This is a genomic window from Streptococcus sanguinis (genome assembly GCF_050225395.1).
Classification (GTDB): Bacteria; Bacillota; Bacilli; order Lactobacillales; family Streptococcaceae; genus Streptococcus.
The window spans coordinates 109,865-126,475 of sequence record NZ_CP071431.1 but is presented as its reverse complement, the minus strand read 5'-3'; the positions used below and the strand labels follow the sequence as shown (position 1 = coordinate 126,475).

Below are 16,611 nucleotides of genomic sequence, written 5' to 3'. Positions count from 1 at the left end.
CCAGTCTTACTCCTCCATAAAGCTGTTGAAGACTTCTTCAATCATATCCCACTCAGCATCTGAGTCCTCTGGGATTGGCTGCAGGTCGCCTTCTGTACCGTCTTCATTTTCAGTAAAGGAATAAGCTTGAATCTCTACCTCACCGTTCTCATCTTCTTCCGCATTAGCCGGAATCAAAAGAACATAATTCTTGCCAAACTCTTCCTTACCATCAATGGTCAAAAGAATTTCAAATAAAGTCTCGTTCCCTTGCTCGTCAACCAAGGTAATTAATTCACGCTCTTCATGCTCGTGGTCATGGTTATGATCATGTGTCATACTAGTGTCTCCTTCATTTCTTTTCTAAAAATTTCGATCCAGATAATTCTGCAAAATCAGCTGCGCCGCCAGCTTATCAATAACTTTCTTGCGCTTACTGCGGCTAACGTCCGCCTGCTCCACCAGCATGCGCTCAGCAGCCACCGTCGTCAGGCGCTCATCCTGATAGTCAACCGGCAGACCAAACAGCTCAGCAATCCGCTGACCATAAGCTTGGCTGGCCTCCACTCGAGGCCCGCTGGTATTGTTCATATTCTTAGGCAGGCCAATAACAAACTTATCAACCTTGTACTCTTTCACCAGCTCGCCCAAGCGCTCTAAGCCGAATTCGCCCTTTTCTTCATGAATCGGAATAATCTCCAGTCCTTGAGCCGTAAAACCAAGAGGATCACTAATGGCAACCCCAACCGTTTTCGAGCCCACATCTAATCCCATAATTCTCATTAGAGATCGACGCCTTGTCCTTTCAAATAATAACGAACCAACTCCTCAACAATCTCATCGCGCTCGTATTTGCGGATTTGATTGCGGGCATTGTTATAGCGAGGTACGTACGCAGGATCACCACTGAGTACGTATCCCACGATTTGATTGATTGGATTGTATCCTTTTTCATTGAGCGACTTGTAGACATCGGTCAAAGTCTCGCTAATTTCCTTTTTATTTGAATCATCGAGATTAAAACGTACTGTTTCATCTGTAAATCCCACAATTACACCCTCTTTCTTTAGAATATCCCTATTATAGCATAATTATAGGCTTTTCACAAATTTAATTCACCTGAATTTCCCTAATTTTTCAATAAACTTTAGCTAATAGTTATCCGAAGTCTGGCTCTAAAATCCAGCAAAAATCCAGCTCTCTTTAGAGAACTGGATGAAAACTTCCTAATTTGAAGCTGGCACTTCCACGCCGTCGCTTCCCTTAAACTTGTTCAGCAATTCTTCCGGACTCAGGGTCTCAATCTGCTCAAACAGCTGCGCGTAGTTTGGAAGCTTTTTGGCTGCTTCGTAGTCTAGGTTCTCAGGATCGATAGTCATCTCCAGAGAAATCTCTTCCGCTGTCATATCTGTTTTCAAGTCAAGACCGGTGATATTCACCGCCTCTTTCAGACCCAGTGCTTCCTCGATCAAAGACAGCATTTCCTTCTTCACAGTGGAAACATCCTGTTTTGACAGAGCTTCCTTAATGTTGTCAGGAATAGCCTTGCTGACATGCAGGATAACCTTATCATACTTCTGTCCGGTGTAGCTTACTGTTAAGATTCTGGTTTCTTTACCATGTTCTAATTGCTTCTCAGTTTTATAGGACTTAGTGACAATATCTCCTTTTCCAGCCCCTCCCTGCGAGGATGAACTGTTATTTGACTGCTGACTGCAAGCTGTTAAGATTGCCAAAGCTGCCAGCAAAAAGACAATTAATTTTCTCATGTCTTATCTCCTTCAATATTGAGCTGATTTTATCATATCATTATAAAATCAGCGCTGTCAAACTGATTGTCACTCTGTCATTAAAATGTAATAAAAAAGAGCAGCTTATTTCTGCTCTTCTGCTCCATTCATCAGGAGATTGTTGATATATTCTTCTGGCGTCAGCTTAATCATTTCTTTGAGCTTGAGATTTTGAAAATAAGGCATAGACGCTGCTTTTTCGATATCCAAACTCTCAAAGTCATAGGTGGAAGTCATTTTCAGCTCGTTCTCATTCAAAATTGTCACTGAGCCGCTGAAGCCTTGAAGTCCACGAGCCTGCACATAGTCTGCATCCTGCTCCAGTGACTCATTGAGCGACTTCTGCGCTTCCTCCAGTCCCATCTGCTTGATAGCTTCTTTCATCTCATTATCAGTCGCAGTCAGCCTTTCAATAACCAAGCGTTTAAAATGCTCTCCCTGATAAGTCACTGTCTGGCTCTGCTGGTTTCCTCGTTCATCCTTTGGAAAAACAAGCGTCCGAGTAATCACTTCCTGCTGCTTGGCATTATCAATGATAGGCAGATTATTGCTGATTTCTTTCTTGTCAGCCGCATTTGAAGGCGTCTCCGTTTTTTTCTGTCCACAGCCTGCTAACAGTGCCACACTCAATCCCAGTCCTAATATAATTTTCTTCATCTTCCATCCTCCTCAGAGATATTGTATCACAGTTCTGCTCCTTGTCAATTCCATCCAGTCGCTAAAGCCCTCTATCAACCCGAACAAAAAGAAGAGCCGAGATTCTCTTCCCGACTCTTTCAGTTATATTCAAAGATTAGAGAGCTGCCCGCAGACGAGCTTCTGCATTTTCAACATTGCGAACAGAACGTGGCAGAAAAGCACGGATATCATCTTCTTTGTAACCAACTTGGAGACGTTTATCATCCACTAAAATGGGACTTTTCAAAATACGCGGGGTCTCCATGATGATGTCAAGAACTTCGTTGACACTTAATTCCTCAATGTCAACACCCAAACCTTTAGCATAGCGGTTTTTTGATGAAACAATGCTCGCGATACCATTTTCTGTTTTAGTTAAAATATCCAGAAGTTCCTCTTTGGTGATGCCTTCTTTGCCTAAATTTTGTTCTTTATAAGTTAATTGATGAGCGTTTAGCCAGGTTTTTGCTTTTTTACAACTAGTACAACTTGAGACAGTATAGATTGTGATCATGTAAGTACTCCTTTCGCTACACGATACTAATATCGTAGTCTATTATATCACAAAAACCATCGGTCTTGCGACCTATTTTGCAAAATTACTCTTCAATTTCGATGGCATCGTCCAAATCCAGAGTCACTTCTTCCATCGTTTCCACAGGGCTGTCAGCCTTGTTGCCAACCGCTTCTGCCAAGTCATCGCCTTCAATCAAACCATAGCGTACACGAACCTGGCGGTCAATTTCGTCAAAGACTTCTGGATGATCAGTCAAGTACTTCTTAGCATTTTCAGAACCTTGACCGATTTTTTCATCATTGTAGGAGTACCAAGCACCAGCTTTTTTGATGATATCTAAATCAGTCGCAATCTTAATCAACTCACCTGTCTTAGAAATACCTTCTCCGTACATAATTTCCACGAAGGCTTCTTTGAATGGCGGAGCTACCTTATTTTTAACAACCTTGATCTTGGTTTCTTTACCAACATTGGTATCCTTCTCATCGCCAGTTCCCTTGATTTGAGTATTACCACGGACATCCAGACGGACAGAAGCATAGAACTTCAGTGCACGGCCACCTGGTGTTGTTTCAGGATTACCAAACATAACGCCAACTTTTTCACGCAGCTGGTTAATGAAAATCGCAATCGTCTTCGTTTTGTTGATAGAAGCAGACAGCTTGCGCATAGCCTGGCTCATCATCCGAGCCTGCAAGCCGACATGGCTGTCACCAATATCGCCATCGATTTCCGCACGTGGTACTAGGGCTGCAACGGAGTCCACAACCACCAAGTCCACCGCACCTGAGTCAATCAGCTTACCAGCAATTTCCAGTCCCTGTTCCCCAGAGTCAGGTTGAGACAGCAGCAACTCATCAATATTAACACCCAGAGCAGCTGCGTACGATGGATCCAAAGCATGCTCAGCATCGATAAAGGCTGCGATACCACCTTCTTTTTGCGCTTGAGCAACTGCGTGAAGGGCAACGGTTGTCTTACCAGAAGACTCTGGACCGTAAATCTCAATAATCCGTCCCTTAGGGTAACCACCAGCACCAAGGGCAATATCCAAGGCCAAAGAGCCTGAACTCATAACTTGAACCTTTTGCTCTGCCCGCTCGCCAAGACGCATAATGGCTCCCTTACCAAAGTCCTTTTCAATGTTTTTCAGGGCATTATCCAAGGCTTTTTGGCGCTCATCGCCGAATTTCTTTGAGATTTCGTCTAATTTTTTTTGTTTCTTTGCCATTTATTTCTCCTGTTTTTTCTAAAATGTCTTTTGGCCATCTTTGTAATTATACCAAAATTCAGCTATTTAATAAAGTTTTTCGTACTAGGTTGAAGGCGTGCAGAACAGCAATTTTCCGCACATCGCGCCGACTGCGTCCAGCAATATTGACCTTAATAGTTTCCGTTCCTGAAGCACTAGCTAAGCCGATAAAAACGGTCCCTGCTGGATGATCTTCCAGTGAATCTGGGCCAGCCACACCTGTCAAACTGACAGCTAGGTCACTTTCGGTTAGCTTTCTAGCCTGCTCTGCCATTTTCCCTGCCGTAAAAGCTGAAACAACTCCATGCTTCTCCAAGACTCCCAACGGAATATCCAGCATCCGGCTCTTTTCCTCCATGCTGTAGGTGACAAAGCCACCTGAAAAAATGGAAGAGGCTCCAGCAAAATCAGCCAAGGTCGCTTGAAAGAGGCCAGCTGTCAGACTCTCCGCCGCCGAAATCGTCTTCCCTTGACTCTTCAGCAACTCAAAAGCCACCTGTGCCAAGGAATTGTCATCGCCGTAACCATAGAAAATCTCTGACAGTGACTGTCCCTCAAAAGTCTTATATGCCAAAATTTCCTTTTCCACAGCCTCAAACTTGGTGTCAGCTTCTGCCTGACTCAGGGCCTTGGTGGACAGTCGCAGGGTAACCTCTCCCGTCTTTGCATAAGGAGCAATAGTGGGGTCACTCTGCTGCTCAATCATCTCTGACAAAATAGTCACTAGCTGACTCTCGCCAATACCAAAGAATCGCAGCACCCGTGAATACAGTTTCTGACCTGTGGATAAGAGGGGAACCAGCTCATTATTGACCATAGGCTTAAGCTCACTAGGCGGGCCAGGCAGGACTACATAGGTCACTCCGTCTGCTTCTAACAAGCCTCCGACAGCTAAGCCGGTCGCATTTGGTAACGGCGTCGAGCCTCCGACTAGCTGGGCCTGACGCTCATTATTGGGAGTTCGAGCATAATCCGGTCGACTAGCAAAAAAGCGATCCAGCTTTTCCACAGCCTGTGAGTCAAAATTGAGCTCGCGCCCTAAGAACTTAGCCAAGGTCTGCTTGGTCAAATCATCCTCTGTTGGCCCCAAGCCTCCTGTCAGGATAATCAGATTACTACGTCCTTGAGCAATTTCCAAAACAGAGAGGAGACGATTTTCATTGTCTCCCACTGCTGTCTGAAAATAGACATCGATTCCCAGACTCGCCAGTTTTTCAGATAAAAATTGGGCATTGGTATTGACAATCTGACCCGTCAGAATCTCGGTGCCCACAGCAATAATTTCTGCTTTCATAGAACCTCCTACCTTACTATTCGGAATTGGCTTTATTTTATCACAAAAAATCTAAAAAAAGTTGATTTTCATTTCAGGAAATAAATAGAGTTGTCAAGCTCCTTGACAAACTTGTCAACATGCTGTGGAAAACTTTTAAAAAAGGCTGGTGTTATGCAGAATAACTAGATTGTTAGGGAAATGCTATTGGCAAATGGTTTCATTATTTTTATAATAAAGATGAAAAAAGGAAATCATCTAAATATTTTTATTTGAAGAAAGGAGATCATCATGAAAATTTCACAAGTTCTCAAAGATATTCGTCAACAAAATCAACTCACTCAGGAGGCTTTGGCAGAAAGGCTCAAGGTTTCCCGCTCTGCCATTGCCCGCTGGGAAAGCGAAAAAGGTATCCCTGATATTGGAAATCTCATCGCTATCAGTCGGGAGTTTGATATCAGTCTGGACACACTCATCAAGGAGGATGAGCGCTTGGAGAAAAAGGTTATCGAAGACAGTAAAGCTAAGAAATGGCATTACTTAGTCATTCTCTACCTTTTTTCCATCTTGGTTTATATTGGTGTCTTCGCTTATTTGCACCATATCTTTATGGCCGGCTTCCTCATCTCCACCCTCTTTATGCTTTTCTATGAATTACGCATCTTTATCAAGGAAAAGATTTGGATGCAGAAAGGATAACTAAATAAAATTCCTTGGACGTTAGAAAACCAAGGAATTTTTTCTATGAAACAAGGAATATAGTCGCACTATTATGAAAATTATGAAAGAGAACTGACAAGCAAAGATTGCGTTCGCTTTTTATATATAAGACAGCAAGGAAAAAAGAGGAAAGTAAAACTTCAGCTACCTTTGACAAATGAGCTCAATCAAGATCAGATTTGTGTAACATCAATAACAATATCAACTTGTTTAAACACATTGGGATCATGAGTGGCAAAAATTACAACCGTATCTGGTGCAACCAGACTTAACAACAATTCTATAATAGCTTGACCGGTTTGCCGATCAAGCGCTCCTGTCGGCTCATCAGCCAAAATAATCTTGGCTTTTTTGAGCAAGAGTCGGGCAACCGAAACACGCTGAGCCTGACCACCTGAAAGTTCATAAATTTTAGAGTTAAGGAATGACTCATCCAGTCCTACTTTCATTAAAGTAGTAGCCACTTCTGCTTTACCTGCTAACATTTTTAAATTATCCCAGACTGTCTCCTCTTCCACCAAAGCATAGTTTTGAAAAACATAACCCAGATAGTTTTTAAAATAGTCTCTTTCTTTCATAGCCCAAATATCTTGATTATTCAGTAAGACCTTGCCGTTATTAGGCTTTTCTAGACGGGCGATTGCATTTAATAACGTTGTTTTTCCTGAACCTGACGGCCCAATCAGAGCATAAGATTTATTTGTATTTCAAAAATTTATTGGAACTTTTGTCTTTATGCGTTTGTCGTGTCATCATAAATTATTTTTTAAACGCTTCGTATAGTTTTTTATAGAACTCTTTCTTTTCTTTTTTTTGATTATTAAACTCTTTTTTGCCGTAATCAAAATTCGCTACTGAAAATCCCTTGCCATCATCAGAAAAAGTGAAGAATTCTATCCCAATCAATTTATTATTTTTAGCATCTACTACAGTAGTTCCTAAATTATTGTTAAATTGTTTAACTTCTTCTTCACTAACTCCAAACCCCATAGCAGTGCCATCTGCAATAATATTTGAAAACACTTCTTCTGAAGATGCTACTTCTTTGACAGATATTAGATAGACAGCATCTTCTGTTTCTACTTGCCTTACCTTATCCCATCTTTCGGTATCATTCGAAGAGATTGTATAGACTGTTAAATCCACCGAAGGTTTATTGGAATTTTCTTTTTTAATCACTTGTTTGCCAATTAAGACGATTGCGAGTATTCCAATGACTAGTAGCAAACTAATATAAATTTTCTTTTTCATGCCTGACTTCCTATATCTTTTATGTCAATGATAACATCAACTTTACTATATACAGCTGGATCATGTGTTGCTATAATAACATAATTGTTCTTGGTTGCTTCACTCAATAATAAGTTGATGATTTCATTCCCAATCTCACTATCCAAGGCTCCTGTAGGTTCATCCGCTAAAATAATTTTACGCGGTTTCATTAACATTCTTGCAATAGCTACACGCTGAGCCTGTCCCCCAGACAATTCATATATTTTATGTTTTAAATAGTCCGTAGAAAGGCCTACTTTTTCAAGTATCTCAGATATAATTTTTTTGTCTTTATTGAGGAGTTTTAAATTATCATATACTGTTTTGTTTTCTATCAAAGAATAATTTTGGAATACATACCCAATAGTATTTTTAAAATAGGTTCTTTCTTTTGTTTTCCAAATATCCTGTTTATCAACTAACACTTTTCCACTGTCAATTTTTTCTAGCCTTCCTATAATGTTTAGCAAGGTAGTTTTACCTGAACCCGAACCGCCAATCAAGGCGTAGCTTTTTCCAGCTTCAAAGGTTAAATTTAAATCTGTAAATATTTCTTTTGAGCCATATTTTTTTGTAACATTCACAATTTCAATTGTCATTAGTCATCCCCTTTTAGAATTTGAGTGTATCTATCAGATAATTTTCTGAAACTTATTATTATTGACATCATTAAAACCGTTAAAGAAGCAAGACCAATATACAATAACTCTATTTGTCCTGTCATGATAAATGTCAATAAGATAACCATTATAATCGTTATCATAAAATATTTTAGACTTGAAATGGCTATACCTGTTTTCGATAGGCCTAAAATGATCTTTTTGACATAGTCATTCTGTTTTAAGGCAACAAACATTTGAGCATATTGATAAATGAGTAGAAATACAATTTCACAAATAATTATTTGCAGTATTTTTGAAAGGAGAATTTGGTGCTCTAAAGATTGAATATTAAGTTTCACAGTTTGGTAAACCTCGACTGGATTGATTGAAAAATTCAAACTAGCACTCAAATCGTTGATTTCCTTAATTGCTTCTGGACTAAAAAGTGAGTTATATATGATATTGCTTGCCAAAATAAAATCGTTAGTTTCTACCATTTTATCAGTATCTAATACAACCACTATATTACTCTTACTATTTGTCACACTTTCCAAGGGTAGATTATCTTTATTTTCAGGGACACTACTGCCATTTTCATTGAAATAGAAAAATTCTTGCCCATCAGGAATGACTTGCACCGTAAGATCATCTTTTGTATAGTTTGTACCAGTAAATTGTTCTGCTACAACCGTATTCTCGATTGATGCCTTATTCTCTTTAAATTTATTAGGAATATAGATGGTTGCTATTTTATTATCTAAAATACGATAGTTTGTTCCATTAACTTTATTTTGTACCTTAGCACCTGTTTGATTGATATAAACCAGCTCTTTATTAACCTCTGGATTCGTTATCCCATCACTTTTTAATTGCTTAGAAAAATCTTCTGTAACATGAGAAGTTTTCATAAAATCTGGAACATAGGCTGAAGATGATTTGATATATATAAAATCCAGTTTTTTTAAGGCTTTAGCAATCTCTATATACTTAGCTCCTGAGTCATTTGCTTCTTCTCCATTAGTAACAGATTCATTTTCAATACCCAAAAACTCTAGTCTTTTCCAATCTTTTACTGCACTCCATGGTTCTAAATGCTTTATCTGTATATTTATCTTTGATTGACTAGCCTTTGTTTCCCGTAAAAAGACTCCTGAAACAACTATTATGCTAGAAATAACCGCAAGCCATACGATAAAAATGAGGCTGTTTTTGGCCTTATTTTTTATAATTTCAATAGGCTTTTCAACCTGAATCGTCAGCCAAAATAAAACAAAGGTGATGAGATCAATGATTTGAAAAATTATAAAATTGGTTAGAAGTAGAGAGAAGAATAACTTGGAACTATAGGTGAAGAGACCACTCCCCAGAAAAGAGCCATAGAAAACCATCAATAAAGCAACTAAAATCAGCTCAAAAGTAACAGAAATTAAATAATCCTTTTTTAGGTTATACACAGGCAATCCTAAAGAACGTCTTATCATCCCTTCTTTAATCTTTCTCGCTCTAACAACAAATAAAACAACTAATAAGGTTAAGTAAATTGAAATCATTAACAAAAATCTTAAAGAGCCAGTAAATTGTATCATTCCTCCCATATACCAAGGGTAAGCCATATATACTACTTGCAGACCTGTAGACGTAAGTTTTTTTAAACCATTTGAATCTATTTCCCCTAGAGTATAGTACATCCCTGTTATCGGTATAGACTTTAATTGTTCATGGCTGGCATCATCAAGATTTATATAAGTCAACTGTCCTGAATTCTGAACCACCGGCTTGTATATTTTAACTTTTTTCTCTTCTGATAGGCCACTAATCATTTGATATATTTCTTCATTAGAAAGATTGCTTTTTCCTTGAATGGAGAAGGCACCATCAATTGGTAAAGGTATTGGTTTTTGAGTATCACTAATACTAACCAGACCAATGGCAGCAATTAAGCAAAAAAAGAGTCCTATAACACCTAATTTTAATTTCATAAGCTCCTACCTATATTATAAAAGACCCTATAATATTATTGGGTCTTCCAACTTTCATAAACTATTGTTAAAATTTAAAGTAGTTCCAATGTGCATTTAATCGAACATCATTCCAACTTTTTGTTGAACTTGACATTGCCCATCCATATTTTTGAGAATCAGATGACTTAACAGTTCCCCAAAGATTAGTTATCGAAGATTTTGAACCAATATTATTCGGAGATTTAACATAGTAATCAGAATAACCATAGTTATCATTCACACCATAATTCCATTCATCAATAATCGGATATGGGGCTGGATATGCTACTTCTGCACTAACGATACTAGTCATAGTAGTTAGCCCAAAACCTAAAGAAACTGTAGCTAATAAAGCTAATGTTTTATTTTTAATTCTTAAATTTTATAGATTCTAATTTTTAAATATATATATATTTAATCTTTGCCTACTTTTTTGAAATATTTAGAACATTGAACTCACTCCCCTTCTATCCTATCCACCTTATCTCCACGGCCACCACCATGGGAGTGCATTTACAAGCATTATTAGCGTCATTGCCAATAAAATAGAATTGTATTTCACTTTCTTCATTTTTGCCCTCCTTTTTATTTCATGGTATACTATTTTAAAATATTTTTTCAAAATGTAGCTTTTAGTAACATTTTAAAAAGGAGTTCTTATGCGCTGGGATTATGGAAAAATCTATAAAGAAATTAGGAAATCAAAAGGGTTGACTCAAGAAGAAATTTGTGGAGATTTTTTAGCTCGCTCAACTTTGGCACGAATTGAAAGCGGACAAGTCGTGCCAAAGTTCGATACCATGATTTTTTTACTTCGCCAGATAGATATGACACTAGAAGAATTTAAATACATTTGTGATTATTATCAACCTAGTCAGAGACAGAAAATTTTAAATTCTCTTTACAACCAAGGTGAGTCTATTGTAGGGACAGAAGGTTTGTTACAACTAAAGAGAGAATGCGAGGCATATCTATATAAACATTCCGATATTCCGATTAAACATGCTTTAGATAGCATCAATATTACTATTCATCTGAGACAAAATGGAATTTCTGAGACAAAAGAAATTAATGCTACTACCAATAAAATTTGGGCGTATTTAGAAAAACAGGACACTTGGTATGAAAGTGATTTTCGACTGCTTTCTACCATCCTTTATTTCTTCCCTTTAGAAAATATCAAACAATTTACCCAAAAGATTTTAAATAGCATAAAAAAATACCAATCATTTCGCAATGGGAATAATCTACAAATCGGACTCTTAGTCAACCTTTCTACCATCTATCTTTATAATGGATTAAAGAGAGAATGCGCTGAAATTACTAAGTACATTTACGATTTGTCAAAAAAAGAAAAACGTTATGATTCCCTCGGGCTTTCACAGATTCGACTTGGAATTTGCAAAAATGATAACGAATTAATAAAAAAAGGGATTGCTCTACTACAACTTGCCGATGAAAAAGAGCTAGTAAAATCTCTAAAAGAAGAAATTGAAAAATACCGTTGAGAATCTTTCTCAAACGGTATTTTTACGTGGATTAAAATCACAATCATTTTCATGATCGTTGATAAGGCCAGCTGCTTCTAGGAATGAATAGACACAAACAGGACCGACAAATTTGAAACCTTGCTTTTTCAGCGCCTTGGACATAGTTTCTGACAGCTCTGTTTTAGTCGGTGCTTCCTTGTAGTTCGTAATTTGATTGTCAATCGTTTTGAAGTCTACAAAAGACCAGATATAGTCATTAAAAGAGCCAAACTGCTTTTGAACAGCCAAAAAAGCTTGGGCATTAGCCCTGGTCGCATAAATTTTCATCTTGTTACGGATAATATCAGGATTGCCTAACAAACCATCCAGATCTGTATCTGTCATCTGAGCAATTTTCTGGGCATCATAGAAATGAAAAGCTTCCCGAAAAGCCTGGCGTTTATTCAGAATGGTCTCCCAAGAAAGTCCAGCCTGATAGGTCTCCATGCAGAGCAATTCAAATAATTTCTGATCATCATGGAGGGGTTTGCCCCACTCCTCATCATGATAGGCCACATACAAGGGGTTGTTCATTTTTACCCAGCCGCAGCGTTTGGTCATATTATTCTCCAATCTTTAAAACATAGCTAGGTAAGGGAACCGTAGACCTATCTAATAAATTGATCCAACGATTAATATCTGGTGGCAGAGGGTTAAATTTCTCATCTGTTTGATACCTTGCTTGACTATCTGTTTCTATTCCAGTTAATGTTTCAATCTGTTCTCGTAGCTGATCTACAGTCATCCAATGGGTCCATCCTTCAGATAAATTTTCCGTGGTTAGCGAGATGCCGTACCATTCTTGAAACCATTCAATGTAATCTGCGCTTAACAAATAGAGTTGTTGAAAGGAACAGGGTTCACCACTCACCTCTATTCCATCAACATAAGTATCACAATCTACAACCGTTATATCACGATTACAAAATTCACAAGGAATCGGTCCTACTTGACCATATCGAGACGACATATGTAAAAATAATTCCGTTTGAGTTTGTTCACAATATTTACAATACAAAGGAAAAGTTTTACAGTCTAGCCAGACATCTTCTATCTTACCATTCCTAAAACTTAGGTCTATATTATTGTTAACATTTTTGCTTTCAGCATAACTAATTCGAGCAATCCCCATTATTTCACCAACATCTTGAGGGCTGACTTGATATAGTTTTCAGCTGTGTCCGTTGTGCCCTCAAAGAATTTCTTGATTTTCTTGAGTTCAGCAGCCTTGTAGCCCAGAGCCAGCATGGCTTCCATGGCTTCTTCCAGCTCCTGATTATCCGCAGTCTGGATAGGCGCCTTGCTTTCTGCCGGACCATCTGCCGCAACTACCTTGCCTTCTAAGTCCAGCACCATCTGCTGGGCTGTTTTCTTACCAATCTTAGGAAACTTGGTCAGGTAGGTGATGTTTTTCTGCTCAATGGCTTGCACTAAGCCAGCATTATCATCCGCCGCAATAATAGCCAGAGCAGACACTGGGCCAATGCCTGAGACTGAAATCAAGCTGAGGAAGAGTTTCTTCTCCTCCTCGGTCGCAAAACCATATAAGAGCTCCGCATCTTCTCTCACCACTTGGTGCACATAGACCTTGGCTTCCTGATGAAGACGCCCTGAGTAAGCATAGGGGTTGGCCACATGAAGAATATAGCCGATAGAGTTGACTTCCAACACAATGTACTTGGCTGTAATTTTACTGATGATTCCTTTAAAATATTCGTACATAATCTTCCTTCTTCTGTATCATTTTGCCTATCTAGTATATCATATTTTCTGCCTGGAAACTGCAAATAGAAGTGCAACCGGTGGTTGACAAAATGTACAGGAAGCTGTATTCTCAAGATAACTAAAAGCTGTTAGAATAGAGTTAGCAAAGAAAAGGAGGCCGTCACGATGAAACTCGCTGATAAATTATTTGAACTAAGAAAAGAAAAAGGCTGGTCACAAGAAAAACTAGCTGAACAAATCAATGTCTCTCGCCAGAGCATTTCCAAGTGGGAGTCTGGCCAAGCACTGCCAGAACTCGAAAAAGTTGTAGAACTGAGCAAGATTTTCCAAGTGACGACAGATTATCTGCTTTTAGAAGACAGCGATAAGCCGGAAATAAAACCCGTCCTCTCAGAAGACGAAAAAAATCGCTACTACAAGGAAGTAAAATCTTATGGCTTCTGGCAGGTTATATATATTTTTGTATCAGCTCTGGCTATCTTTCTCTTTTTCGCAGGTTCTAGCTTTCCAGCAAAATTCACTGCCCTGGTCTGGTTGAGCTTTTTCCTCTTAGTCGCATCCGCAATGGCTATTAGCAAGGCTCTTAAGATTAAAGAAAAGTACTTGGACAAGGTTATAGGCCTTGATGATTTTAAGAAAGAAGGTGCTAAAGATGAAACTAAAAACTGACAATCCCATACCAGTCAAAACTCGTCTGAAAGAACTCTTTGGCGACTGGCTCTTCATCTCAGGCTACCTCATTTTTCTTTTTTTACTAGCTATGGGATTTTACAATCTGGTTCTAGGGGGCATTCCTGCATTCACTGAAGCCCAGAGCCAGTTTTTGGCTTTTTCTAGCTCCGTCCTGCCTCTAACTATTATCTTTGCTTGGCTAGACTATAGAAAAGGCAGTTTTGGAAAACGTTGGGCAGGTTTACAGTTGGTTTACAAACATAGGAGCCTTTCCCACAGTCTTTTGCGCTCAGCTATCAAATTTTTTCCTTGGCAGCTGGGGCATCTGGGAGCTATCCGTAGTGCTTATCAAGCAGATGCCCTGTCAATTTTTTTGTCAACTTCATCAGGTATTCTCTTCTTGATTTTTCTGCTGATGGGACTGCTTCGCAAGGACAAACGCCATCCAGCTGATTTTCTTGCTGGAACACAAGTTCAGCTCAAAAATTCAAAACAGCTCTAGTTCTATGACTAGGGCTGTTTTATCTTCTATAGAGTTTAGTATTTCCCCAACTCCCGCAAGCTAGTATGATTTTCCTGAATGCGGCGGAACATTTTTTCCATATCCGACTTGGTAAAGTTGACCAAGACCGGCCGGCCGTGTGGACAGTTGTAAGGATTGTCACACTGGGACAGCTGAAAGAGCAAGTCACGCGCAGAGTAGTCATCCAGACTGTGATTGGCCTTGATGGAGCGTTTGCAGCTCATCATAATGGCCAGCTCTGCTCGATATTTCTTGATGGAAACTTCCTTGGTAAGGAGAAGCATATCACACATCTCATAGATGCCGGCTTCAATCTCCTCTTCCTTGAACCAAATGGGATGCTCGCGGAGGATAAACTGGTTGGCTCCGTACTCTTCTAAAAAGATGCCAGCGTCTTCTAACAGCTCCATCCGCTGCTTGATTCGCAGCATATCGTCCGCTGGAAATTCAAAGATATAAGGCACTAAGAGCTGCTGCTGGCTATTGTCCACATCCCCAATCTTCTCCCGATAATACTCATACTTGACCCGCTCTTGAGCAGCATGCTGGTCAATAATGTAAAGACCGCCCTTGCCCTGAGCAAAGAGATAGGTGCCATGCATCTGGCCGAAATATTCTAACTCTGGGAAGCTTGACTTCTCTTCCTGTTCTAGCTTATCCACAGCCCGCTCCAGACTGGCTTGATCTAGCTCTGGATGGTCTAGTTGGTCATAGCTGGCCAGCTTTCTCTCTGCAAATTTGACCGAAGTCGGTTGCGGTTCTACTTTTTCATCTGTCGCTTCATGAACAAGCCCTGCTGTTTCTTCAAAGGATAGCTGCTGCTCTGCCACCTGTGGCTTGAGGAAGAAGTCATTCTGCTCCTTATCGTAGTAGAGGCGATTTTCTTTCAGCGGAAGACTGGTCTGTTCGGGCTTAGTCGCACGCTTAACAGTTGATTTGGCTAGATTTTCCAAAGCATCTGGGATAAGATCCTGCTCCTTGAGACTGGTCGCAATGGCTTGCGAAATCAAATCCATGAGTTCGCGCTCTTTAGAAATCCGCACCTCTTGCTTGGTAGGATGGACATTGACATCAGCCAGATAGGGGTCAATCTGAATATTGATAACCGCGAGTGGAAAGCGTCCTACCATAAGCTTGCTGCCGTAGCCGTCCAAAATAGCACGATTGAGCAGGAAATTCTTAATATAGCGGCCGTTAATGAGAATCGTAATATAATTCCGATTCGCACGAGTCAGCTCAGGCAGGCTGACATAGCCGCTCACCTCAAAGTCCAGATCTGAAGCAGAGATTTCCACCATTTTCTTAGCTGTTGCCAGGCCATAGATGCCTGCAATAGCCTGACGCAAATTGCCACTGCCGGCGGTCCGCGTCATTTCGCGGCCGTCGCTGATAAGGGTGAAAGCCACTTCTGGATGGGCCAGACTGAGCCGATTAATCACATCAACGATATGGGACAGCTCAGCCTGCTGGCTCTTCATATACTTGAGCCGGGCTGGAGTATTAAAGAAGAGATCTTCTATCTTGATTTTCGTTCCCACTGGACTGCTAGCAGGCTCGTGCTCTTCTATCTCACCGCCTTGGGCAACTAGCAAAGTCCCGTGCTGGCCGGCTTCCGTCGCTGTCTCAATGGTAAAACGCGAGACAGAAGCAATGGAAGGAATGGCCTCACCACGAAAACCCAGTGTTCGAATCCGAAAGAGATCCGCCTGTTTCTTGATTTTACTGGTAGCATGACGTCGAAGGGCCAGAGGGACATCTTCGTGGTCTATGCCCTCGCCATTATCCGTCACCTGAATGCTCTTGAGTCCCGCTTCTTCTATTTCGATGGTAATCTGGCTTGCACCCGCATCAATTGAATTTTCCACTAGCTCCTTGACCACGCTGCTGGGCCGCTCAATGACCTCACCGGCCGCAATCTGATTGGCTAGAATTTCTGGAAGTTCGATAATTTTTGACATCTTTTTCTCCGTATTTGTTCTGCTATCTATTATAACACATTGGGCTTTTTCTATCAGAAGGGAGCCTTATCTCGACCACTCTGCTCACCATTCAAACCAGATAGACACAAATAGCTGCCAC

General features: G+C 40.0%; 20 protein-coding genes and 1 pseudogene. 4 read left to right on the top strand and 17 right to left on the bottom strand.

The annotated features are described in order from the left end of the window. Positions 1-6: 6 nt before the first annotated feature. From J1C81_RS00715 to J1C81_RS00680, 8 genes are all read right to left on the bottom strand, one after another. The gene (locus J1C81_RS00715) at positions 7-318 is read right to left on the bottom strand and encodes a DUF1292 domain-containing protein (protein ID WP_002894073.1); all 312 of its coding nucleotides are present in this window, start codon (positions 316-318) and stop codon (positions 7-9) included. A 24-nt stretch (positions 319-342) separates the two neighbouring features. Next, positions 343-762: a Holliday junction resolvase RuvX gene (gene ruvX / locus J1C81_RS00710; protein ID WP_002916708.1), complete on the bottom strand. Its 420-nt coding sequence runs from the start codon at positions 760-762 to the stop codon at positions 343-345. After that, positions 762-1,028, bottom strand: a complete 267-nt coding sequence (locus tag J1C81_RS00705; RefSeq protein ID WP_002894075.1) for an IreB family regulatory phosphoprotein — start codon at positions 1,026-1,028, stop codon at positions 762-764. Before J1C81_RS00705 ends, ruvX begins: the two co-directional genes overlap by 1 nt. A gap of 177 nt (positions 1,029-1,205) precedes the next feature. After that, entirely contained in the window at positions 1,206-1,748 is a 543-nt protein-coding gene (locus J1C81_RS00700) for a hypothetical protein (protein ID WP_002916709.1), read from the bottom strand. Positions 1,749-1,853: 105 nt separating this feature from the next. Beyond that, positions 1,854-2,426, bottom strand: a complete 573-nt coding sequence (locus J1C81_RS00695; protein WP_002916710.1) for an SP0191 family lipoprotein — start codon at positions 2,424-2,426, stop codon at positions 1,854-1,856. Positions 2,427-2,562: 136 nt separating this feature from the next. After that, the gene (spx, locus tag J1C81_RS00690) at positions 2,563-2,961 is read right to left on the bottom strand and encodes a transcriptional regulator Spx (protein ID WP_002894078.1); all 399 of its coding nucleotides are present in this window, start codon (positions 2,959-2,961) and stop codon (positions 2,563-2,565) included. An 85-nt stretch (positions 2,962-3,046) separates the two neighbouring features. After that, on the bottom strand, positions 3,047-4,195 hold the full coding sequence (recA, locus tag J1C81_RS00685; RefSeq protein ID WP_002916711.1) for a recombinase RecA: 1,149 nt from the start codon (positions 4,193-4,195) through the stop codon (positions 3,047-3,049). Between the two features lie 58 nt (positions 4,196-4,253). Next, positions 4,254-5,510, bottom strand: a complete 1,257-nt coding sequence (locus J1C81_RS00680; protein WP_002916712.1) for a competence/damage-inducible protein A — start codon at positions 5,508-5,510, stop codon at positions 4,254-4,256. 270 nt (positions 5,511-5,780) lie between these two features. Here J1C81_RS00680 and J1C81_RS00675 point away from each other — a divergent pair, with 270 nt between their 5' ends. Continuing rightward, complete coding sequence (locus J1C81_RS00675) at positions 5,781-6,188, top strand: helix-turn-helix domain-containing protein (RefSeq protein ID WP_002916713.1); 408 nt, start codon at positions 5,781-5,783, stop codon at positions 6,186-6,188. A 194-nt stretch (positions 6,189-6,382) separates the two neighbouring features. On the opposite strand, the pseudogene J1C81_RS00670 reads toward J1C81_RS00675, so the two are convergent. The 5 genes and pseudogenes from J1C81_RS00670 to J1C81_RS00650 all read right to left on the bottom strand — a co-directional run. Next, positions 6,383-6,910, bottom strand: a pseudogene (locus tag J1C81_RS00670) (ATP-binding cassette domain-containing protein); the annotation flags it as partial. Positions 6,911-6,968: 58 nt separating this feature from the next. Beyond that, complete coding sequence (locus J1C81_RS00665; RefSeq protein ID WP_002894087.1) at positions 6,969-7,460, bottom strand: hypothetical protein; 492 nt, start codon at positions 7,458-7,460, stop codon at positions 6,969-6,971. Further along, positions 7,457-8,080, bottom strand: a complete 624-nt coding sequence (locus J1C81_RS00660; protein ID WP_002916715.1) for an ATP-binding cassette domain-containing protein — start codon at positions 8,078-8,080, stop codon at positions 7,457-7,459. The genes J1C81_RS00665 and J1C81_RS00660 overlap by 4 nt, the downstream gene beginning before the upstream one ends. Continuing rightward, entirely contained in the window at positions 8,080-10,062 is a 1,983-nt protein-coding gene (locus tag J1C81_RS00655; protein WP_002916716.1) for a hypothetical protein, read from the bottom strand. Before J1C81_RS00655 ends, J1C81_RS00660 begins: the two co-directional genes overlap by 1 nt. Before the next feature lie 67 nt (positions 10,063-10,129). Next, a complete protein-coding gene (locus J1C81_RS00650; protein WP_002916717.1) occupies positions 10,130-10,396 on the bottom strand; it encodes a hypothetical protein in 267 nt (88 codons plus the stop codon). 346 nt (positions 10,397-10,742) lie between these two features. Here J1C81_RS00650 and J1C81_RS00645 point away from each other — a divergent pair, with 346 nt between their 5' ends. Then, positions 10,743-11,591 (top strand): helix-turn-helix domain-containing protein, encoded by an 849-nt coding sequence (locus tag J1C81_RS00645; RefSeq protein ID WP_002916718.1) that lies wholly within the window; start codon positions 10,743-10,745, stop codon positions 11,589-11,591. A gap of 9 nt (positions 11,592-11,600) precedes the next feature. Here the strand turns inward: J1C81_RS00645 and J1C81_RS00640 are convergent, their stop codons facing one another. The 3 genes from J1C81_RS00640 to ruvA are packed head-to-tail and all read right to left on the bottom strand — an operon-like array spanning position 11,601 to position 13,334. Then, positions 11,601-12,173 carry a DNA-3-methyladenine glycosylase I gene (locus J1C81_RS00640; protein WP_002916719.1) on the bottom strand — a complete coding sequence of 191 codons (573 nt, stop codon included), beginning with the start codon at positions 12,171-12,173 and terminating at the stop codon, positions 11,601-11,603. A gap of 1 nt (position 12,174) precedes the next feature. Then, a complete protein-coding gene (locus J1C81_RS00635; RefSeq protein ID WP_002916720.1) occupies positions 12,175-12,744 on the bottom strand; it encodes a hypothetical protein in 570 nt (189 codons plus the stop codon). After that, positions 12,744-13,334 carry a Holliday junction branch migration protein RuvA gene (gene ruvA / locus J1C81_RS00630; RefSeq protein ID WP_002916721.1) on the bottom strand — a complete coding sequence of 197 codons (591 nt, stop codon included), beginning with the start codon at positions 13,332-13,334 and terminating at the stop codon, positions 12,744-12,746. The genes J1C81_RS00635 and ruvA overlap by 1 nt, the downstream gene beginning before the upstream one ends. Before the next feature lie 168 nt (positions 13,335-13,502). Between ruvA and J1C81_RS00625 the strand changes: the two genes are divergently transcribed. After that, on the top strand, positions 13,503-14,006 hold the full coding sequence (locus J1C81_RS00625; protein ID WP_002916722.1) for a helix-turn-helix domain-containing protein: 504 nt from the start codon (positions 13,503-13,505) through the stop codon (positions 14,004-14,006). Then, positions 13,990-14,511, top strand: a complete 522-nt coding sequence (locus tag J1C81_RS00620) for an RDD family protein (RefSeq protein WP_002916723.1) — start codon at positions 13,990-13,992, stop codon at positions 14,509-14,511. Before J1C81_RS00625 ends, J1C81_RS00620 begins: the two co-directional genes overlap by 17 nt. Positions 14,512-14,546: 35 nt before the next feature. Here J1C81_RS00620 and mutL read toward each other — a convergent pair whose 3' ends face one another. Further along, entirely contained in the window at positions 14,547-16,490 is a 1,944-nt protein-coding gene (gene mutL / locus J1C81_RS00615; RefSeq protein ID WP_002916725.1) for a DNA mismatch repair endonuclease MutL, read from the bottom strand. Between the last annotated feature and the right edge of the window lie 121 nt (positions 16,491-16,611).